This is a genomic window from Calothrix sp. PCC 6303 (assembly GCF_000317435.1).
GTDB lineage: Bacteria > Cyanobacteriota > Cyanobacteriia > Cyanobacteriales > Nostocaceae > PCC-6303.
In genome coordinates this window covers 815132-837272 of record NC_019751.1, presented here as the reverse complement: position 1 = coordinate 837272, position 22141 = coordinate 815132, and the positions used below count along the sequence as shown (strand labels likewise).

Below are 22141 nucleotides of genomic sequence, written 5' to 3'. Positions count from 1 at the left end.
TCGAGACTAATAAGTAAAGTTTGAAAAGCGCCCTCTCCTAGGAGAGGGCGCTTTTTGCTGTTAATTGGTATTACTTACTTTTCTTTGTACCCGCCAGCATAGTTGATTACGCACATTTTGCCGTATTGACGGTGGTTTCCAAAGCCAACTCCAGCAACTTTAAATTGTGCTTTGAAAATATTTTGTCGATGTCCCCGATTAGGGACACCATCATCAATGAGTAACTGCATAGCGATATCCTGTGCAGTGCTGGGACCGTAGCTAATATTTTCGCCTGCGGTGGTTTGCCATTGACCATAACGATTCATCCGATCGAAAGGACTACTACCATTGCTACCGTTATGACCTGTAGTACCTTTGCCTCCTTGATCATTGACGTGATCTTTAGCAGCTAATGACATCCCCTTGGATATGCTTAAAGCACCAACTGGTCTGGCTGATTTCAAATATGCGATCGCTTCATCAACTGCACGTACACCTTCGTTGGTTCTTAAGAAAACTCCATTGGATAACTTGACATTCTGACCTTGAAACCGTTTGCGATAACTTTCCAAAATGGGTACATAAGATTTGGGATTCGTCCGCATCTTATTCATTTCCACAATTACTTGTGACTCCACAGGTGAAAGGAAATTTGCTTGAGCTAGTAATGCTGGATTTTTGGCTGTATTGACACCTGGAGTATTATTACTGAAAGTTTTTGCCACAGATGGATTTGACAGGGATAATGGCAAAATACTACTAAATGTCGCAGCAAAAGAAAGCAGTATCCAAGATTTCAAGTTCTGCATTAGCAACCTCGCAAGTTATATCTACGTATTCATAGCGTTACTAGTGACGATTAGTTTTAAGCTGATGTTCCTAATGACAATTCTTCTAGCTATTTACTGGAAATTTTATTGTTTTAAATCCGACTAACGATCAATCAATATTTTTTGATGATCCTAGCGCGATGAAGTGGTAAGTTCTGAATTTCTCACAGGCATGTTGCCTGCTACTAATACAAGAACAAGCAAGAGTTGGGCGTGAGCGCTCAGTCTAACGCTGCCTATCCCACAATATTGGATCATTTTTTTGTGGAGTTCTCTAAATTATTCAGGTAAACCCTTAACTTGAAACAAATCTAGCTGTCGTTCAAAAATCTCATCAATCGCTAGCATTTGCCCATCAGTTGTCATAAATTTATGATCCTTTGTAGCTCGAATCACTCCACCATCTTCCAATTGATATGCAAACAGTTCTTGCAATCCTCGATTATGCCATTGAGCGATGGGTTGGGTATAGACATTTCCCTGCTCATCAACACTAAATACGGAACAAAGTATTTGTTTTTCGACGATTTCCCCAATTTTTAAAAACCCGTATTCCCAGGTTAGAATCTCTGTATCATAACTCAAGCAATACTCAGCAAACTTGAGCATTTGCTCGAACAAATCTTCGGCAGTTTTATGTTTAACTCCATTTTTAGCTGAACCATCAATAAATTTTTCTCGCTGTTTCTGCATTTCCGAGACTTTCTTTTTACCCATTGCTCGGCGTAGTAGATCAGCTTGACCTAAAGAATACCCTGCCATATCTTGAGCAATTTTCATAATTTGCTCTTGATACACCATAATTCCATAGGTTTCATCTAAAATTGGTTCTAAAGTATGATGTTCATACTCAATTTCTTCCCGTCCATGTTTACGGTTAATAAATTTAGGAATTAATCCAGCATCTAAAGGTCCCGGTCGGTACAATGCCAAAATAGAAGAAATATCTTCAATATTAGATGGTTTCAAATCTCGGACAATTTGCTTCATTCCCGATGATTCTAATTGAAAAATTCCTTCCAATTCACCCGATTCTAAAAGATCATAGGTTTTTCTCACATCATGGGGAAGCTTGGTAATATCTCCAGCTTTTGCCAAGATTTTTTGAGCTTTCCGCTCCTGTGCAGTGATATCATAGGGGTCAATTGTAAATCCTTGATTTTGTTCAATTAAATCTAGGGATTTTTGAATCATCGTCAGATTTCTTAACCCTAAAAAGTCCATTTTTAAAAGACCAATAGAGTCTAAATCTTCCATGAAATATTGAGTGATTACCGAACCATCATTATTACGTTGTAACGGCACAATTTCGTCTAATGGATCGGCAGAAATTACCACCCCTGCTGCGTGAACTCCAAAAGTTTTGTTTGTTCCTTCAATTCGCATTGCCATATCCAACCAATGACGAACTCTAGGGTCATTATCATACTTTTCTTTAAATTCCGCTGCTGGTGTTTCGTCAGAAACCATCACCTTAAGTTTGGTGGGTTTGCCGCGTACAACAGGAATAAGTTTCGCCATCTTATCTGATTCACCATAGGGAATATTTAACACCCTGGCGACATCTTTTAAAACTGATTTAGAAGTTAATCTGTTAAAAGTAATGATTTGGGCAACCCTTTCAGCACCATATTTATCTGTAACATAATCAATTACCTTGTCGCGTTTTTCAATACAGAAATCTGTATCAATATCAGGCATTGATTTGCGTTCAGGATTGAGAAATCTTTCAAATAAAAGTCCATGATGCACAGGGTCAATATTGGTAATTCCCATTGCAAAGGCAACTAAAGAACCAGCAGCAGAACCTCGACCAGGACCAACCGCAATTTTATTATCTCTCGCAAATTTAATATAATCCCAAACAATTAAAAAATACGCTGCAAATCCCATTTGCTGGAGCATTTTTAATTCATATTCCATCCGTTCTTTATAGACAGGTTCTAGTTCATTGCGTGATTTACAACGCATTTTATCGATAATTCCCTGCCAAGCAACCTCTTCAACAAAGGTTTCGGGAGTGTGACCAGAAGGAATGGGGTAATTAGGAATCCGAGGTTCACCCAAGATTTGATATACTTCTACTTTATCCGCCACTTCTTCGGTGGTTAATATGGCTTCTTCAATGACATCATCAGATAAATGGTCGCGGAATAATTGACGCATTTCGTCAGCAGATTTCAGATATTCTGTACCGCTGTAACGCATTCGCTTTTCTTCAATAATTAATTTACCTGTTTGAATACAAAGCAGTGCGTCGTGTGCTTCAACATCAAAACAAGAAATATAATGAGAGTCATTAGTGGCAATAATTTTAATGTCTAATTCGCGGGCAATTTTGACGATTTCCACATTAACAATGCGGTCTTCTTGGGAGCCATGATCTTGAATTTCTAAGTAATAATCATCCCCAAATACGTCCTTATACCATTGTGCCACCTTCCGCGCTGCATCAGGTCTGCCACTCATAATTGCTTGGGGTATCTCTCCCCCCAAACAGGCACTTGTAACAATTAAGTCTTCGTGATACTGCTTCAGTAAGTCTTTATTAATACAAGGTCGGGAAAAAATCCCTTTACCCTGAACACCTTCAAGATGGGATATTGATGTTAATTTGACTAGATTTTTGTACCCTTTTGTGCTTTTAGCTAGAACCACTTGGTGATACTTGGGACGACGTTCTTGCTTAGTGATATCACCGTTAATCACGTACATTTCATTGCCAATTATGGGCTTGATGTTTTTGCCGCGACAGGTTTTGATGAGTTCAATAGCACCGTACATTACACCGTGATCGGTAAGTGCGATCGCTTTCATCCCCAAACTTATCGCATGGTCAATCAATTCGGGTAGCTGACTGGCACCATCCAACAAGCTATAGTCACTATGAATATGTAGAGGAACAAAGGACATACACCTGCAAACCTAGCTAAAATCATCTATTAGTCTAGACTATTCTACTGAGAGTACTCCAATTAAAAAATGTCTATTTATTTTTGGAATACTCTGAGAAGGTTTGCTCAAAGCTTAAAAGTATAGCCCTGCTTCTATTATTTCATTTCCACAACCAAATTAGGTAAACCCTCAAGTTTCTCAACTAATTCCTCTTCTTCCACAAGGGGAACGAAGATTTGTAAACCAGAGGGAATACAGTTGATTTCCAGGGGTGTATTACCTAGCACTTCACCATCGACAACAAATTTCTGGGGTGGGTTGGTGGTGATTTTAAATTGTTTTGCTCGTAGATAACCAATATCATCCCGTTCGGTAGCGTTGCCAGCAGATGCTGTTTGGAAGAGATGAAATGCCGATGCGATCGCAGCTGTCTTGGAAGCGGGTGCCAGTATAGTTAGATCTAGTAAACCATCATCAACCACTATTCCTGCAGGTCCCTGTGCCAAAATCGATGTGGGAGGTGCCGCATTGGCAACGGTGACAGCAGCGGCTCTAGTTTTAATGATCTTATCTTCTGTCTCAATTTCTACATCAAAGGTTTCTAAGTTCCCTAATTCCTGCAACCCAGCAAGGACATATGCCATAATCCCTAAACGATTTTTAGATTCTCTGTCAGCACGTTCCACTGTTTCTGCTTCAAAGCCGATTCCTGTTAATAAAACCATTGGAAAACCGTTGCAGAATGCTGCATCTACTGAACGAGTGGCACCTTGGAGGATAGTCTCGCAAGCAGATTCGATGGAATCAGGAATTTCTAAAGCTGTGGCAAAAGCATTGGCTGTTCCCCTAGAAATAATTCCAAAAGAAACATCTTTCCCAACCACTGCTGCTGCTGCTGCTGAAAGGGTTCCATCTCCCCCGGAGGCAATAATGATTTTCACTCCACGCTCTACAGCAGCTTGTGCTAGCTGATCTGCGTCAATTTCAGGAGTGGTAAACTGAATATCCAAATCAATTTCCGGTGATAATATTTCCTTAATTTTTGCTAATTCTTGCTCAGGTTCTCCCTGACCAGCTACAGGATTAAATATAAGGCAAGCAGAACGGTTCATATTTAGTATTGGATTAGTTGGTTTGAATGAATAAGGATATCGTTGATGGTATTTTCCAATAAGGATAAGCTCAATTACTTCCCTCTGCCGATAGGTTTTTGTAGCTGATTTTGAGCAGTTTTCTCTAAATCCTAGTTAAAATTACGAATCAAAAGACTTGCTTTAAACATTAGAAAATTACATCTTTACAAAATTTAGTCAAAATTTGTAACAAAGCCAAGATAATTATTGAGTCAAATCTGGGCATGATGGCACGGAAAGAGCATTCACTGCGGTAGTCTAGATCCAGTAATTTATCTCCTGGTTTGACAAACTGCTTTATGACATCAGTTGTTTCCAGTTCCCAGCGAACTGTTCGGATCGGATCGCGCAAAAGCCAACTTGCTTTAGTTCAGACTTACTGGGTACAAGAACAGCTTCAAAAGAGCTTTCCTGATATCACTTTTGAAGTCCATACAATGGCAACTCAAGGCGACATAATATTAGATGTAGCATTAGCGAAAATCGGCGACAAAGGGCTATTTACTAAAGAACTTGAACTGGGAATGATCAATCAGGAGATTGACTTTGCAGTTCATTCTTTGAAGGATTTACCAACAAATTTACCAGAAGGGTTGGTTTTGGCAGCAATTACAGAGCGGGAAAATCCGGCTGATGCTTTAGTTGTCAACGAAAAGTTCAAAGATCGGCAAATTGATACTTTGCCTGAAGGTGCAGTGGTGGGAACTTCTTCGTTACGGAGGTTGGCACAGTTGCGGCACCATTATCCCCACTTAGCATTTAAAGACGTGCGGGGTAATTTGAATACTCGGTTAGCCAAACTAGATGCTGGGGAGTATGATGCGCTAATTTTAGCAGCTGCTGGTTTGCAAAGGTTGGGAATGGGCGATCGCGTTCACCAAGTATTGCCCAAAGAAGTATCATTACATGCCGTGGGACAGGGTGCATTGGGTATTGAGTGCCGTGGTGATGATGCAGAGGTACAGAAATTACTCAAAGCAATTGAACATCCGGCAACACGCGATCGCTGTTTGGCTGAAAGGGCATTTCTCCGTGATTTGGAAGGTGGCTGTCAGGTTCCTATCGGTGTTAATACAGAGATAAATGGTGATACTTTAACCTTGACTGGAATTGTTGCCAGCATTGACGGTACAGAGTTTGTTCAAGATGCAGTCACTGGAAGTACTAGTGATGCTGAACAATTAGGCACTCAACTAGCGCAGCGTCTACGGGAACAGGGAGCACAACCAATTCTCGATAAAATCTTTACCGAAATTCAACGAGGCTCTTAAGTTACTAACTAAATATGGTTAGATGAAATAAGACTTGTCAGAGAGACCTCGCCGCGAAACGACGAGGAGCCTCCTCTGACTCCGTGAAGCTGACGCTGTAAATTTTTTGGAGTATTGCAGATTCGCTTTCATATCCCCGAATTGTTCAAGAATTCGGGGATCTAGCAGTTGACTAAGATCTCAAGTTTCAAATTTAATTAGGGAAGTATATTAAAATACCATGAAAATCTTATTTGTCGCTGCGGAAGCGGCTCCCGTTGCCAAAGTCGGGGGAATGGGTGATGTTGTTGGTGCTCTACCGAAAGTCCTTCGGCAAATGGGGCATGATGTACGGGTATTCCTTCCCTACTATGGTTTTTTACCCGATAAGATGGAAATCCCTAAAGATCCAATTTGGCAGGGATACGCGATGTTTCAAGACTTCGCTGTCTACGAAGGAGTATTACCAGGTACTGATGTCCCCTTGTATTTATTCGGACATCCAGCATTTTCTCCGCGCCGCATCTACGCTGGTGAAGACGAAGCTTGGAGATTTGTATTATTCTCCAATGGGGCAGCAGAATTTTGCTGGAATTACTGGAAGCCAGATATTATCCACTGCCATGATTGGCACACAGGGATGATACCAGTGTGGATGAATCAATCGCCAGATATTACCACCGTATTTACAATTCATAATTTGGCATATCAAGGTCCTTGGCGTTGGTATTTAGATAAAATTACTTGGTGTCCTTGGTATATGCAGGGACATAATGTCATGGCAGCGGCAGTACAATTTGCCGACCGTGTAAATACTGTTTCTCCCACCTATGCCGAGCAAATAAAAACACCAGCTTATGGTGAAGAAATTGAAGGTTTACTATCATTTATTAGCAGTAAATTATCGGGAATTATTAATGGGATTGATACCGAAGTTTATGATCCTAGTAATGACAAATATATAGCCGAAGATTTTACTGCTGAGAAACTGGAAAAACGCAAAGCAAATAAAGTTGCCCTACAAGAAGAATTAGGATTAGAAGTTAATGCCAAAGCCTTTTTTCTCGGCATGGTGACAAGATTAGTCGAGCAAAAAGGTATCGATTTGGTAATTCAGGTTTTAGATCGGTTTATGGCATACACCGATGCTCAATTTGTCTTACTAGGTACAGGTGATAGATATTATGAAACTCAAATGTGGGAATTAGCATCACGTTACCCTGGACGTATTGCCACTTACCTACTTTATAATGATGCCCTCGCCCGTCGTATCTATGCAGGAACCGATGCATTTTTGATGCCAAGCCGATTTGAACCTTGTGGAATTAGTCAAATGATGGCATTGCGTTACGGTTCTGTACCAATTGTCCGCAGAACCGGGGGATTAGTTGATACCGTATCCCACCATGAACCAATGCTGAATGAGGGTACAGGCTATTGTTTCGATCGCTATGAACCATTAGATTTATTTACATGCTTAGTGCGTGCGTGGGAAGGTTTCCGTTACAAGCCACAATGGCAAGCACTACAACAAAGGGGCATGAATCAAGATTTTAGTTGGCATCGATCAGCAAAGCAATATATTAAATTGTATCGCTCAATGTATGACTTGCCGGAAGAAGAAGAGAGTTAATCATGAAACTGATTTAGCTTATAGATTTTAAAGCATCTAAAGCTAAATTCAACTTCACAACATTAACTGCAGGTTCGCCAAAAATTCCTAAAAAACGACCATCGGTATTTTGAGTAATCAAACTTGCTAATTGATTAGCTGGAACTCCTCGCACCTTTGCCACCCTTGCAATTTGGGCTTTAGCCGCTTCCGGGGTAATGTGAGGGTCAAGACTAGAACCAGAGGTATAAACTAAATCGGCTGTAGGTTTGATACCTGCGGCTTTGAGACGAGGTATCAAACCTACTATTTTCTTCTGGGGATCGGGATCGTCTTTGCCATTAATCCGTTCCAATAATGCTGGATTACTGGGAGCGAGATTACTGGCACCCGATACCCCAGTTTTCAAAATTCCTGCTTGGTCATTTTTGGGGTCAGCAGTGCTATAGCCTGTAGTGGTGGGACGACTCCAGAAATAGCGATCGCTTGTAAACATCTGACCTATTAATTCCGAACCCACAATCGTATTATTTCTCGTAATTAAACTACCATTTGCTTGAAAAGGAAGTATAGTCTGTCCACAAAACAGCATAAAAAATGGGTAGATAAACGCTGTTAACAACCATAAAACCAAAGTTGAACGAAAAGCTTTAGCAATTTGACGTGTCTGACTCATAACAAAAACCTACTACTTAAAATCTCTCAGGCTGAAAAATCACAACAAACAAATAAACACACAAACAAACAGTCACCAACCCCAGCAAACCAATCGTATAAACCTGCCAACGTGAAGTATCACCCGGTGTTGCCGCTTGGACTGCCGGAGATAGCAGCACACTCAAACACATCACCAAAAACAAACTCAAAGGAACCCGATTCCGCTTACTACCAATCAAAACAAACACCTCCAAAAAAGCTAAATCCTTCATAATCCCCTCTTTTTTTCTCTCTTTCTCTCTTTCTCTGCGTAAATCTGCGCTTCCCAGCCTACGGCAAGCCGCAAAGCGTCTACCGCGCAACTCTGCGTTAAAAATATTAACTAACCCAACCCAACCCCGACAATCAAAACATCAATCACCTTAATTGCAATAAAAGGAGCAACCACACCACCCAACCCATAAATAAAAATATTACGCTGTAACAGTTGGTCAGCACTCAAAGGTCGAAACTTTACTCCAGTCAACGCTAAAGGAATCAAAGCCGGAATAATCAAAGCATTATAAATCAGCGCCGACAACACCGCAGATTGAGTACTTGCCAAACCCATAATATTTAAACCACCAACACCAATCCCCGGAAAAATCGCGGGAATAATCGCAAAATACTTAGCAACATCATTCGCAATCGAAAAAGTAGTCAAAGCACCACGAGTAATCAACAACTGCTTACCAATAGTCACGATATCAATTAACTTCGTGGGGTCAGAATCCAAATCCACCATATTTGCAGCTTCCTTCGCAGCTTGCGTACCCGAATTCATTGCCACACCGACATTAGCTTGAGCGAGTGCAGGTGCATCATTAGTACCATCCCCCGTCATTGCCACCAATTTACCCTGCGCTTGTTCGTTGCGAATCACCTCAATTTTGTCTTCCGGAGTTGCTTCCGCAATGAAATCATCTACACCCGCTTCTTCAGCAATTACCGAGGCTGTAATTCGGTTATCCCCTGTCAGCATAACCGTTTTAATCCCCATGCGTCGCATTTGGTCAAAGCGTTCTTTGATACCTGGTTTGATGATATCTTTGAGATAAATCACACCATACATATCACCCTCTTGACATACCGCTAACGGGGTTCCACCTAATCTAGAAACTCGCTCGTAAGCAGCATCAAGTTCGGGAGAAATTTTCCCATTCCGGGAACGCACAAATCCCTTAATTGCATCTACAGCACCTTTGCGAACTTCTACCCCGCTGGGTAAATTAGTCCCACTCATCCGGGTTTTTGCCGAAAACTCAATTCCTTCCGATTTTCCGGGGTCAAAATCCAATTTTGCCCCTAATTTTTCCGCCAACTTAATAATTGATTTACCTTCCGGTGTTTCATCAAATACACTAGATGCTAAGGCAACTTTTGCCACATCATCTAAAGAGTGACCATTAACGGGAATAAATTCCTCCGCCAAACGGTTTCCTAAAGTAATTGTTCCAGTTTTATCCAAAACTAGGGTATTAATGTCTCCACAGGCTTCCACCGCCCTTCCAGAGGTGGCAATCACATTAAATTGGGCAACCCGATCCATCCCGGCAATCCCGATCGCACTCAATAATCCGCCGATTGTGGTAGGAATTAAAGCTACTAACAAAGCGATCAATACAGCAATACTTACAGGTGATTTTACGTAAATTGATACCGTGGGCAAAGTCGCAATCACCACTAAAAACACTTGCGTCAGCACCGCTAAAAGCACAGTCAGAGCAATTTCATTCGGCGTTTTAGTCCGCGCTGCACCCTCAACCAAGGCAATCATCCGGTCAATAAAACCCTGTCCGGGGTCAGATGTGACACGAATTGTCAGTTCATCGGAAGTGATGCGGGTTCCCCCAGTTACAGAACTAGCGATATCTGTTCCTGGTTGCTTTAACACTGGTGCTGATTCCCCAGTAATTGCCGATTCATCCACCGAAGCCACCCCAGCGATAACTTCCCCATCTGCGGGGATAATGTCACCAGAAACCACTTTGATTTGATCACCACGACGTAAACTTGTAGAACTCACCTCTTGAATAGAACCATCGGGAAGCAGTTTACGAGCAAAAGTATCAGATTTTGTTGCCCTCAAAGTATCAGCTTGTGCCTTACCCCTTCCTTCAGCCACAGCTTCGGCAAAGTTAGCAAATACAAGGGTGAAAAACAGAATGATCGTAATTAAACCATTAAACAATCGGGGATTACTTCCCGGCGTATTACCAAATAAGTTCGGTTCAATTGTTAACAAAGCGGTGACAATTGTCCCCATCCAAACCAAGAACATCACCGGATTTTTGAGCATATTACGGGGGTCTAGCTTCACAAAAGCCTGCTTAAACGCTCTAGAATACAGTCCTTTTGTTTTCGGTTTCGGCGTATGTTTACGTTCTTGTCGAGTTTTTGTAGTGGCTTCCATTAGTAGTACTTAATCAGAATTATTCTCTCTTCCTCTCCGAAGTTTTGCGGAAGAAACAATCTCCAGCCAACTTCTCTCTGCGTACCTCTGCGCTTACCTCCGCGCCTCTCTGCGTTAAAATATTTTATTACCCACCCCTACCCATTAAAAACCCTTCAGCAATGGGACCCAAAACAAGTACAGGGAAGAAAGTCAGCGCACCCAGAATCAAAATGACTCCCCCTGTAACACCAGTAAAAAGCCCCGTGTCAGTTCTCAACGTACCGGAAGTCATGGCTACGGGTTGCTTGCGGGACATACTATCTGCCAGCAACAACAAAGCAATGATCGGGATATAACGTCCAGCTAAGATAGTGACACTAGTACTAAGATTCCACCACAAAGTGGCATCTCCCAATCCTTCAAAACCAGAACCGTTGTTAGCTGCGGCAGAAGCATATTCGTAAACAACTTGGGAAACACCGTGAAAACCAGGATTACTAATACCCCCTAAAGTATCGGGGAAGGCAAAAACAATTGCCCAAGGAATCAAAATGGCGAAGGGATGAACCAACAAAACGACACTGGCAAGGACAATTTCTTTTTTCTCAATTTTGCGTCCTAAAAATTCCGGTGTTCGTCCCACCATTAAACCTGTTAAGAAGACTGCCAAAATGAAGTAAATAAACAAATATGCTGTACCTGTTCCTTGTCCTCCCCAAATAATTTGTAAAAACAGATTAAAGAGAGTGACAAATCCACCAAGAGGCATTAAGGAATCGTGCATTCCATTTACAGCACCACACATTGTCCCGGTGGTAATCACTGCCCATAATGCAGTTTGCGCCCAACCAAAGCGGACTTCTTTCCCTTCTAAATTTGGTTGTTGGGAACCTAAAAGAGCATTAACTTGGGGATTTCCTTGATATTCTCCAACTGCGGCAATACCTACTAAAACAATAAAGATGGCAAATACCATCCAGAAAGCTAACCATGCTTGCTTGCGATTGTTAGCAAATACCCCATAGGTGTAAATCAAGGCAGTGGGGATAGAAATCATTGCCAAAGTTTCCAATAAATTTGAGAAACCATTGGGATTTTCAAAGGGATGTGCTGAGTTGATAGCAAAAAAACCGCCGCCATTTTCCCCCAATTGTTTGATGATCTCAAAATGGGCAACTGGTCCCCGTGCGATCGCTTGTGTGCTTCCTTCCAGTGTAGTGGCTGTTGCCACTCCTGCTAGGGTTTCGGGTACACCTGCCAAGATTAACAACAATCCCCCAATAATCGATATGGGTAATAAGATACGGGTAATTGATTTAGTTAAATCAACATAAAAATTACCTAGAGCTTTTCCAGTTAAACCGCGAATAAAGGCAATCCCCACCGCTAAACCCGTTCCTGCGGAGGTAAACATGAGAAACCCCAAAGCAAACATTTGACTGGCATAACTAAATGTCGTTTCGCCAGAATAATGCTGTTGATCTGTATTTGTCAGAAAGGAAATAGTAGTATGTAGGGCTGTGTCCCAAGTTGGTGTACCTAAACCTGTAGGATTGAGGGGTAAAAACCCTTGCAGCATCAAGATAGAAAATACCAAAATTCCCATCATCAGATTGCTATATAATACTGCTGTGGCATACTGTTTTCCTGTCATATCTTGTTGCGTTCTAACCCCACTCAAGGCATAAATAACTCTTTCAATTGGCGTTATTATTGGGTCAATTAGGGTTCTTTCTCCCATATAAACGCGAGCTATGTATCCTCCAAGTAAGGGAGTGGTGGCAATGACAATGAGCAATGTCAAAGCTATTTGTATCCATCCTTGTAGCATGAATTATTAAAACTCCTGGCAGGATAAGTTGAATTATTTAATGTGTTATCTAGCAAGCACTCATTAAATGAGTAGTAAATTGGGTGTGTTTTTTGCAAAATAAACTTGAGTGCTGGCATCTGGGCTGAACTTAGAGCAACACCAAGCAAATCATCTCCACAGTGAATAGTTGCTTCTTCGCTTGCTAAGATAATGTGAACACCTCTCACAATCCCTAATAAAAAGCAGTTTGGTGGTAGTTTGAGATGACTTAAAGCCATCCCACAATAACAACTATTAATTTGAATTTTTACACTAGTTAAATCTAATGCCATAACAGCATAGTTTTGCAGAAATAAAGATTTGCTTTTTTAATTGTCTCAACCCATATCATTGATTATTTTTGGGATGAAAACAATAGACTAAAGATATAGAAAAGGTTTATTTTTTGTTTATTCTGCGTTTACGGTGTTTAGATATTGTCTAAACACTGTATAGGATTACTATTTGATTTTTGTTGGCATAGTCTGTGCTACCAGCAGTTACAAAATTAGGTATTGTAGGGTGCAGCCCTAGCCCTTTAAGGGCGGCTTCGCCTTTCTTAAATAAATGGCTATACGGGCATGGCTTTGCTAGAGAATGAAGTTCGTAACGCACCAAATCACGCTAAGTAGGTGGGTGGGAAAAATCATAGTTATGATCAGGCAGTAGGCAGTTGGGATAAAGCTTTGAGCTAAATTTACAAATCGTTATATAGTTCGCTTTATTCATGCCTACCTACCCTACGGGAACGCTAAAAGCGTTTCATTACACTTACACATACTACTTTTGTACTTTATTTAATTCACATTCCTAAGGAAGCAATCTCACAATCTTGAGTTACAAACTACGGTTTTCAAAATAGACAAGGTTTAGATATTTAATAAAATAATCAATAGGTAGCTTTGTGAATGGTATGCTTAATGTCTAAATTACGATCTAACGATCTATATATAGCTAAAAGTTTGCTGATTTTGACTATGTTTGTTGTGTTAGGAGTGTTAGAATATTCGACTCCTAGTGACTATGTATTTGGGTATCTCTACAGCGGAGCGATTTTATTAGTAAACTCTTGGTTTGGGGAAATTGCAACTTTGCAAGCCACCTTTGCGGCTGTTTTCCTAACTATATTAAACCTGTGGATACCTGGACATGAAGCGATAAGATTTTCCACCATTGCCAGTCGAATTATTGCCGCGATGGCATTAATAGTGACGGGATTTTTGAGTCAGCGTCTACGTCAATCGCAAGATGCGATCGCACTCACTACCACTAAACTGGAAACACAGGAAAAATTGGTGAGATTGCGAGAAGATTTTGCTTCCACCCTCACCCACGACTTGAAAACACCGCTTTTGGGGGCAATGGAAATCATCAAAGCCTTTCAACAAGAACAATTTGGTGCTATTTTACCAAGCCAGCAGCAAGTCTTAGCAACAATGGCGCGTAGTCATGAAACTTCTTTGCAGCTATTAGAAACCCTATTAGATGTCTATCGCAATGATACCGAAGGCTTAAAACTGAACCTCGCACCTGTAGATTTAGCTGTCTTGGTGGAAGAAGCTGCGATTACTTTAACTCAATTAGCTGCTAGTCGTCGCGTCCATCTATCCTTTAATTATGGCGATTCCGATTTTCGGCAATCCCTTTGGGTAAATGGTGATGCATTGCAACTGCAACGAGTATTGACAAATCTCTTAATAAATGCAATTAATCATTCTCGAAGAGGCGATCGCGTTGAGGTAATATTAGAACCACAAACCTCTTACCAAGTTGTGAAAATTTTGGATACAGGTGCAGGGATTAAACCCGAACACTTCCCATACCTATTCGAGCGATTTTACCAAGGTAATAGCGACAGACAAGCCAAAGGTTTCGGGTTGGGGCTTTACCTATCTCGCCAAATAATTGAAGCACATAACGGTATAATTTGGGCAGAGAACAGAATTCCATCTGGCGCTATTTTTAGCTTTAAACTACCTGTTCTGCCATTCCATCCCTCTGTTTCTGCCTCACATTCTATGTAAAATGCCTTCTACCCCAATCAAAATTCTCCTAGTTGAGGATGATGAACTCTTCCGGTTAGGCTTGCGTGTACGATTACAACAAGACACCCTCTTAGAGATTGTCGCCGAAACTGAAGATGGCGAAACAGCTATTGAATTAACAAAGCAGCATCCTTTAGATGTGGTGCTTTTGGATGTAGGATTACCAGGGATTGGAGGAATTGAAACCTGTCGGCAAATAAAGCAACAAAACCCCAATCTGTCAGTACTAATTTTGACATCTCATTCCCAACAATCCCTAATTAGCAGATTGATAGAAGCTGGTGCTCAAGGCTATTGTCTCAAAGGGATTGCTGCTGATCAGTTAATATTAGCACTTCGTTCTGTTGCAGCTGGTGCATCTTGGTGGGATGAAACAGCAACAAAAGAAATTCGTTCTTCCTTTACATCGCAACCTAACTTAGAAAATATCTCTGTCAATATTTCAAAATCTGACAATCCCCTCACCCATCGAGAACAGGAAATTTTAGAATTGCTAGCAGTTGGAAAAAGTAACCAAGAAATAGCCCAAACACTCTACATTACCCCTGGAACAGTTAGGGTACATGTCCACGCTATTTTACACAAATTGGAAGTAAGCGATCGCGCTCAAGCTGTAGTTGCTGCTTTACAAAGACATTTAATTAAAAATGGCTTGACTATAGAAGAATAATTTGGGTTTTGATATTATTGTTTGTAATCGCTTAATTAACTTACTGTTTCAAACCCCCTGTTTTGCAACTGTTTATAATCTCCGTGCATTTATGCCGGAGAGAAGTCAATGATTTACAGCCATTAACTGCGAATTTTCCATTCTCTTCAACCACTTCTGTAAAAATACTTCGTTTTCTTTCCTTTCTTCTGATTTTGAAGTATCAGCAGGATAAGGCATTAACCCTGTAATTGCTGCTGTGGTAACGCAAAACATCGACTTTTGAAAACTCATACAAATCTGTACCCGCAAATCATCTTCACCGCGCGGACTATTGCGATAGATTTCATGTAAATACTCAGGTAAATAATGACGCATATCCTGCATTAATAATGTTGGGGGAATTCCTGCACCACCAATGGGTAAAGGATCAGCATATAATGCGCCATATTGAAATCTCGATTGATCGACGGGAACTTGGTAAGCTTGGGCGTTATAAGATACTGTACCTTGGAATGGCGTACCCCGGAAAAATACTGCTTCTACATAGGGAACTGCTGTATCTGCCAAGAAGGTTAAACCTATAGATTTAGGGAGGATTTCATATACTTGATTCTGGATTTTGACTTCGTAGGTGATGGGATTAGCTGCATTATTTACTAGTCCATCTCTAATATGTTTAACTACTTGGGGAATCGTTGTAATTTTTCCGATATCGTAGAGATCTGATAAGGTGAAGAACATATCAGCCATAACTCGCCAAAATTGCCCTAAACCACTGTAGTATGCTGATACTCTTAATTGTTCAGTCAAAAATTCGGGAAAAAATCTATTAATTCCCGTTACTAAAGGATTATATTTAAATTTTGCATTAATTACCGCTTGCGCTCTTTCTTGAAAATCTTGAGTATCCAAATAACTATCTAAGCCGCCACCACCGTGCCAAAGCATTGCTTTGAGGCAGTATTCAGCATACTCAAAGTTAATTCTATCGTGCCACAGGTGACGAAATAGTTTTTGTGGTGAAACGTCGCCGTTAAAATATTTAAAGAAGGGGAAAAACTGCAAAAATTGGTGATCTGCAATGTAAATTAAATTATCAGAATAGGCATCTAAAACTACGGCATAACTTTTAAGAACACCAACTACTTCTAATACATTTCTTGGACTATCAGGAAGTAATGCGTCACCTGATAGTAGTCGATCTACAAATTCTGATAAGAAGCTGTTTGTAGGATGATTTGTATTTTTAGTAGTTACCATTGTTCTTATTCCAAATAATATTGTGTTATCAGTTATTAGTCATCAGTGATTAGTTAGATTTAAATTATTCACCATGCTTATACTTACTGATTTAAACCTTGTCTATTTTGAGAGATGTAGTTTGAAGCCAAGATTGTGGGTAGACGTAGCCAGCACTACGGGCTTATGCTAGTCTTCCCTTCGGCAACCCCTTTGGGGAACGACAACCCGATGCAGCGTCTACGTAACGTCGCAATGACAAAACTCCACTTTTCATGATGGACGAGAGGCAAATCCAAGAACTCTAATTGTGATAACTGTTGACTGTTGACTGTTCACTGACAAGTGATTCTTGAGTATTTACCATTGCTGTAATAGTTGGTTCTGTCCAACGACTTAACCACCCAGGTTGAATTCCAAAAATGATGATAAATAGTGCCAAAATTAAAGCGGGTATTCTATCTGACCAATATACTCTAGGGAGATTACTAGTTTGTTCTGATAATCTGCCAAAGAAGGCACGATTTGTCAAAATTAGGAAGTAAACTGCTGTTAACCCGGTACCCAACATTGAAATTAGGGTTTGGATGGGGAAAACTGCAAAACTACTGCGAAAAACAAGAAATTCCGAAATAAATCCCACCATTCCCGGTATACCTGCACTTGCCATTACCCCTAATATCATTAAACTACCAATCACGGGCATTCCTCGTTCCGGATTTAATAGTCCTCTAACAACATCAAGGTCACGGCTACCTGTTTTTTTGTATACAACACCCACTAGTAAAAACAACATGCCAGATATTAAACCGTGGCTAACCATCTGCATGACTGTAGCTAATATGCTCAATGGTGTTGCGGCTGCGGCTGCGAGGAGGATATATCCCATGTGTCCAATGGAACTATATGCCACCATTTTCTTCATGTCTTTTTGCGCGATCGCACACGACGATCCGTAGAGTACACTAACTACTGCCCAAGTTGCTAACCAGGGGGCAATATAACCCCAAGCTTCTGGTAATAGGTTCATGCCAAATCGCAGTAAGCCGTAGGTTCCCAGTTTCAGTAATACTCCAGCTAAGAGGACTGATATGGGGGTAGATGCTTCTACGTGGGCATCTGGAAGCCATGTGTGGAAGGGAACTAAGGGGATTTTGATGCCGAAACCAATTAAAATTCCCACCAGGAGTAAAATTTGGGTGGCAAGTGGTAGGGATGTGGCATGGAGGGTGCTGAGGGCAAAGCTAGGTGAATCGCTCAACCACACTAAGCCCAGGAAACTCGCTAAAATTAGGATGCCTGAAAGTGCTGTGTAAATTAAAAATTTTGTGGCAGCATATCCTCGACGTTCTCCTCCCCAAATAGCGATGAGTAAGTATAGGGGAATTAGTTCTAGTTCATAAAATAGGAAAAATAGGAGTAAATCTTGTGCGAGAAACGCCCCATTTACGCCAACGTTGAGCAGTAAAAGCAGGGAATAGTAGAATCTGGGACGCTTTTGAGATTCATCACTGCTGAAAACGGCAATACAGGTGAGGAGTCCATTTAAAAGCAGTAATGGCAGTGATAAACCATCGATTCCCAGGCTGTAATTTAAGCCAAGCGCATCTATCCAAGGGATAAATTCGGCAAATTGTTGATTGATATCGCTAGGATTAAATTTAATAGCTAAAACGATTGTCCAGGCGAATGCGATCGCTGAAAATAATAAAGCTAGTTTTTTCGTGACTTTCGGTTCTACACCCGTGGGTAAAAAACCAATGATGGCTGCTCCTATTAAAGGTAGCAAAATTAGAGCGGTGAGCATGATGAATGTGGAAAAGGGGCAGGGGGCAGGGGCAGGGAAAAATTCGTTGACTCTGTTTCCTGAACTTTTTTGACTTTGCGTCCAGTTTTTCTAAAATGGCAAACGATCTAAAAGTCCTAATGACCAACTAATGAAGAAACCGAGGATACTAACACCGATGAGAATTGTTAACATGTATCCTTGAGATTGACCAGAAATACTATACCTCAAACTTTGTCCGCCGAACATCGTGGCGAAACCAACTAAGTTTACCAAGCCGTCAACTAAAAAGCGATCGCTCCAAGCTGAAACCCTTGATAACATCGCTACTAAGTTAACTATAGTTAATTTATACACACGGTCGATGTAGAAGTCGTATCCCAATAAATCTTGCACTAATCGCCATGCAAAGATGCGTGAACGTGACCAAGCTTTGTGCAGGTAAATTAGGGAACCTACGGCGACACCCAAAACGGTGGAAAATACTAATGACCCTAGAACTACCAAATTAATGCTTTCCCAAGGAGGCAACAAATACCACTGTTGCAACATAATTGGTACTAGTAAGTTCACGATTGTTAGGGACACCATTGGTACTGCCATTTGCCAACCAACTTCTGGGCTGCGTTTGCTTTTTTGCTGCGGGGTACCCCAAAATATTAATCTGAAGACTCTAGTTAAATTTAATGCTGTTAAGCCGTTAACTAATACTAATATCCCAATTACCCAGGGAGAGATAGTTGCTAAACCATCTGCCCATGCCAACATTGCCCAAAAACTACCTAGAGGTAATAATGATACCATCCCGGCGGAACCAACTACAAAGGCTGTGGTGGTGGCTGGCATCCGTGACCACAAACCGCCCATTTCCGTTAAATCTTGGGTTCCGGTGGTGTAAATTACTGAGCCTGAACTCATAAATAATAGGGCTTTAGCGATGGCATGGGTTAACAACAGCATTAATGCCACGCCGCCCTGTTCCAAACCCACTGCTAGGAATACTAGTCCCATATAAGCACTGGTTGAGTGGGAAAGCGATCGCTTAATGTCAATTTGCGCCAAAGAAACTAAGGTTGCCCCTACTGCTGTCACTCCACCCATCACCAATAAGGCGTTTAATGCCACTGGAGACAAAGCTAAAATCGGTTGCAATTTAAATAAAATGTAGGCACCACCCGCCACCACCATTGAGTTTCGCAGTACTGACGCTGGGTTAGGACCTTCCATTGCTTCATCTAACCATAGATGCAAGGGAAATTGAGCACATTTACCCGCAGGTCCAGCAATTAATGCTAGTCCTAATAAAGTTGATGTTAGGGGACTAAGTTGGGCTGTCTGCGCCCACTCATGTAAATCGGAAAAGTTTAAACTTCCTGCTAAGTTAGAAAGTGTCACCACCCCCATCAACAGCATTAAGTCCCCCACCCGCTTAGTTAAAAAGGCATCACGGGCAGCTGTCACCACTAAGGGTTGGGCATACCAAAAACCCACTAATAAATAGGTTGATAAGGTTAATACCTCTAGTAGGGCATAACTTAAAAATAGTGAATCACTGATTGCCAAGCCACTCAAAGCTGCCTCAAAGAACCCCATCAGCGCGAAGAAACGCGCCAATGCCCAGTCTTTTTCCATGTAGCCTAGGGCATAGATTTGAGCAAATAAGCTCAAACCTGTAATCATTACAGATGCCCCAATACTTACTGGCGAGATTTCAATTGCAAATGATAAATCGAAGTCTACTGCTTGAAACCAGTGGAAGAATATTGTTTCTGGGTCATGATTCCAAATATCTTTAAATACTACTAAGCTGTGAACTAAACCGATAACGGTCATGAGTAGATTTAAATAGGCTGCTGGTCTTGGACCTGTACGCCGAATTATACCCATCGCCCACGGTAGTGTAATCAGCGCACCGATTAGACCGTAAAAAGGTACACACCAACTGGTGGAGAACAAAAACTGATTGATCAATTGATTCATCTAAAAAATTCCTGGGATGTGAACTTGTCATCTGGGAATTCTTCCCCAACTCTACATATTAGTTTTTCTAAACTGAGTGATTTGAAAAATCTGAACTTAAAGCTAATTTAAGCAATGTTATCTACATAGTTATTTTCCCAAAAATATTCCCCATAAAAAGTTGACTTTTATGTCAAAGTAGGCATTTATTTTTTTATACTTTCCGTTTAAATAAATCAAACATTTTTGCACCACAAACTGCAATTATCGGACAAATAATGAAAACTTATCCCTAGTTTTAAAGGATTGTTTTAAATTTACGACAGATTATGGTAGATGCTGTGGTATTAACCTTTTGGTTTTTGTCAGTTTTACCAAGGATAGTTTTCACCACCCCCATTAATTGGCTTTAGCCATAGATATAAAAAAATTATAAAACATAACTGCTGACACCATAAAATGAATGTACTTTAGCGGCTATAATTCTACAGATAATTTATGTTAAGTTTTCTAAAACTATTTTATCATAAACTATTATAGTAATTTATATTGCCAGGGGTGCCAAGCTTTTCTATGCTTATAAAAGGGAAATGAAAAGCTCAATATGAGCATCCCCGTCCAAAAAATCCTCAAGTGCTGAAACTGCGTTAATTTTCTTAGGAGTCCTTGCGATGCCAATTGCGGTTGGAATGATTGAAACAAAAGGTTTTCCAGCGGTTGTAGAAGCCGCTGATGCGATGGTGAAAGCTGCTCGTGTCACCCTGGTGGGATATGAAAAAATTGGAAGCGCGCGTGTCACCGTAATTGTCCGTGGTGATGTCTCAGAAGTACAAGCTTCTGTGTCAGCAGGAATTGAAGCTGCGCGTCGGGTAAATGGTGGTGAAGTTCTTTCAACCCATATTATTGCCCGTCCCCATGAAAATTTAGAATATGTGCTGCCAATTCGTTACACTGAAGCAGTGGAGCAGTTCCGAAGTTAGGGAAGTATTGGTTAGTCATGTTGCTGGGGATTGCAATACTCCAGTTGGAGTGGTGCAGTCCGAGGCTTAAGTAACCAAGATGTGGAGGCGACATCAAAGGTGACGAAGTTGGAAGCCAGAGAATTAAATGTTCGGTTGAGAGAAATAGTTAGATAAAATCAGTGAACAGTGAGCAGTGAAAAGTTATCAGAGTTTCAGATAGGGATTGTACCCACTGAAAAGGATCATGCGGGGCAATTTGAACCCAGGATAAATACATGATTGATAACTGACAGCTTGCAACTGACAACTGTCAAAAGTCTAGATTCCGTAAAACGCGATCGCTGTCATCCGCCAATGGGCATAGACATCCCTCAGTGGTTAAAGGTAATCTCTAAATCCAAAATTTGAAATTAACTGGGTTCTTTCCCATTGTTGCTTGGGTTCGCTTTGAATTGTCTACAAAAAATCAAGATACTGATTTACTGAATTTAAGGATTAAAAAATGTCAATTGCAGTAGGAATGGTAGAAACTTTAGGCTTTCCAGCAGTGGTAGAAGCCGCTGACGCGATGGTGAAAGCCGCTCGTGTCACCTTAGTAGGTTACGAGAAAATCGGTAGTGGTCGCGTGACAGTAATTGTTCGTGGTGATGTCTCAGAAGTACAAGCTTCAGTTGGGGCAGGTGTGGAATCAGTCAAGCGTGTGAGCGGTGGACAAGTACTATCAACCCACATCATTGCTCGTCCCCACGAGAACCTAGAATATGTACTACCAATTCGTTACACCGAAGACGTAGAACAATTCCGCGAAAACGTCAACTCCATTCGCTCTTTTGGTAGAAGACCATAGATTGAG

Annotated in this window: 18 protein-coding genes; 7 read left to right on the top strand and 11 right to left on the bottom strand. The window is 41.0% G+C overall.

Annotation, left to right across the window (positions count from 1 at the left end; translation table 11 throughout):
• Positions 1 to 74 precede the first annotated feature (74 nt).
• The 3 genes from CAL6303_RS03440 to CAL6303_RS03430 all read right to left on the bottom strand — a co-directional run bounded on the left by CAL6303_RS03440 (position 75) and on the right by CAL6303_RS03430 (position 4819).
• Positions 75 to 791: a CAP domain-containing protein gene (locus tag CAL6303_RS03440; protein WP_015196436.1), complete on the bottom strand. Its 717-nt coding sequence runs from the start codon at positions 789 to 791 to the stop codon at positions 75 to 77.
• 300 nt (positions 792 to 1091) lie between these two features.
• Positions 1092 to 3725, bottom strand: a complete 2634-nt coding sequence (locus CAL6303_RS03435) for a trans-splicing intein-formed DNA polymerase III subunit alpha N-terminal partner DnaE-N (RefSeq protein WP_015196435.1) — start codon at positions 3723 to 3725, stop codon at positions 1092 to 1094.
• Positions 3726 to 3862: 137 nt separating this feature from the next.
• Entirely contained in the window at positions 3863 to 4819 is a 957-nt protein-coding gene (locus CAL6303_RS03430) for a YegS/Rv2252/BmrU family lipid kinase (RefSeq protein WP_015196434.1), read from the bottom strand.
• Between the two features lie 320 nt (positions 4820 to 5139).
• Between CAL6303_RS03430 and hemC the strand changes: the two genes are divergently transcribed.
• Positions 5140 to 6111 (top strand): hydroxymethylbilane synthase, encoded by a 972-nt coding sequence (gene hemC, locus CAL6303_RS03425; protein WP_015196433.1) that lies wholly within the window; start codon positions 5140 to 5142, stop codon positions 6109 to 6111.
• A gap of 220 nt (positions 6112 to 6331) precedes the next feature.
• The gene (gene glgA / locus CAL6303_RS03420; protein WP_015196432.1) at positions 6332 to 7723 is read left to right on the top strand and encodes a glycogen synthase GlgA; all 1392 of its coding nucleotides are present in this window, start codon (positions 6332 to 6334) and stop codon (positions 7721 to 7723) included.
• 13 nt (positions 7724 to 7736) lie between these two features.
• On the opposite strand, the gene kdpC is transcribed toward glgA, so the two are convergent.
• The 5 genes from kdpC to CAL6303_RS03395 all read right to left on the bottom strand — a co-directional run bounded on the left by kdpC (position 7737) and on the right by CAL6303_RS03395 (position 12938).
• Entirely contained in the window at positions 7737 to 8378 is a 642-nt protein-coding gene (kdpC, locus tag CAL6303_RS03415; RefSeq protein WP_015196431.1) for a K(+)-transporting ATPase subunit C, read from the bottom strand.
• Between the two features lie 16 nt (positions 8379 to 8394).
• A complete protein-coding gene (gene kdpF / locus CAL6303_RS03410) occupies positions 8395 to 8631 on the bottom strand; it encodes a K(+)-transporting ATPase subunit F (RefSeq protein ID WP_015196430.1) in 237 nt (78 codons plus the stop codon).
• Between the two features lie 110 nt (positions 8632 to 8741).
• Positions 8742 to 10811 (bottom strand): potassium-transporting ATPase subunit KdpB, encoded by a 2070-nt coding sequence (gene kdpB, locus CAL6303_RS03405; RefSeq protein WP_015196429.1) that lies wholly within the window; start codon positions 10809 to 10811, stop codon positions 8742 to 8744.
• 127 nt (positions 10812 to 10938) lie between these two features.
• Positions 10939 to 12624 (bottom strand): potassium-transporting ATPase subunit KdpA, encoded by a 1686-nt coding sequence (kdpA, locus tag CAL6303_RS03400; RefSeq protein WP_015196428.1) that lies wholly within the window; start codon positions 12622 to 12624, stop codon positions 10939 to 10941.
• Positions 12600 to 12938, bottom strand: a complete 339-nt coding sequence (locus CAL6303_RS03395) for a TrkA C-terminal domain-containing protein (protein ID WP_051036598.1) — start codon at positions 12936 to 12938, stop codon at positions 12600 to 12602. The genes kdpA and CAL6303_RS03395 overlap by 25 nt, the downstream gene beginning before the upstream one ends.
• 615 nt (positions 12939 to 13553) lie before the next feature.
• Between CAL6303_RS03395 and CAL6303_RS03390 the strand changes: the two genes are divergently transcribed.
• Positions 13554 to 14669 carry a sensor histidine kinase gene (locus tag CAL6303_RS03390; RefSeq protein WP_015196427.1) on the top strand — a complete coding sequence of 372 codons (1116 nt, stop codon included), beginning with the start codon at positions 13554 to 13556 and terminating at the stop codon, positions 14667 to 14669.
• Position 14670: 1 nt separating this feature from the next.
• Complete coding sequence (locus tag CAL6303_RS03385; RefSeq protein WP_015196426.1) at positions 14671 to 15360, top strand: response regulator transcription factor; 690 nt, start codon at positions 14671 to 14673, stop codon at positions 15358 to 15360.
• A 105-nt stretch (positions 15361 to 15465) separates the two neighbouring features.
• Here the strand turns inward: CAL6303_RS03385 and CAL6303_RS03380 are convergent, their stop codons facing one another.
• The 3 genes from CAL6303_RS03380 to CAL6303_RS03370 all read right to left on the bottom strand — a co-directional run bounded on the left by CAL6303_RS03380 (position 15466) and on the right by CAL6303_RS03370 (position 20335).
• Positions 15466 to 16602, bottom strand: coding sequence for a CO2 hydration protein (locus CAL6303_RS03380; RefSeq protein ID WP_015196425.1), 1137 nt, complete (start codon positions 16600 to 16602; stop codon positions 15466 to 15468).
• A 283-nt stretch (positions 16603 to 16885) separates the two neighbouring features.
• Entirely contained in the window at positions 16886 to 18388 is a 1503-nt protein-coding gene (locus tag CAL6303_RS03375) for an NADH-quinone oxidoreductase subunit M (RefSeq protein ID WP_015196424.1), read from the bottom strand.
• 90 nt (positions 18389 to 18478) lie between these two features.
• Positions 18479 to 20335 (bottom strand): NAD(P)H-quinone oxidoreductase subunit F, encoded by a 1857-nt coding sequence (locus CAL6303_RS03370; RefSeq protein WP_041740238.1) that lies wholly within the window; start codon positions 20333 to 20335, stop codon positions 18479 to 18481.
• A gap of 662 nt (positions 20336 to 20997) precedes the next feature.
• Here CAL6303_RS03370 and CAL6303_RS03365 point away from each other — a divergent pair.
• The 3 genes from CAL6303_RS03365 (at position 20998) to CAL6303_RS03360 (ending at position 22135) form a co-directional block, all read left to right on the top strand.
• On the top strand, positions 20998 to 21306 hold the full coding sequence (locus CAL6303_RS03365; protein WP_015196422.1) for a carbon dioxide-concentrating mechanism protein CcmK: 309 nt from the start codon (positions 20998 to 21000) through the stop codon (positions 21304 to 21306).
• Positions 21307 to 21336: 30 nt separating this feature from the next.
• Entirely contained in the window at positions 21337 to 21462 is a 126-nt protein-coding gene (locus CAL6303_RS31365) for a hypothetical protein (protein WP_255348445.1), read from the top strand.
• Positions 21463 to 21790: 328 nt separating this feature from the next.
• The gene (locus CAL6303_RS03360; protein ID WP_015196421.1) at positions 21791 to 22135 is read left to right on the top strand and encodes a carbon dioxide-concentrating mechanism protein CcmK; all 345 of its coding nucleotides are present in this window, start codon (positions 21791 to 21793) and stop codon (positions 22133 to 22135) included.
• The last annotated feature ends 6 nt before the right edge of the window (positions 22136 to 22141 follow it).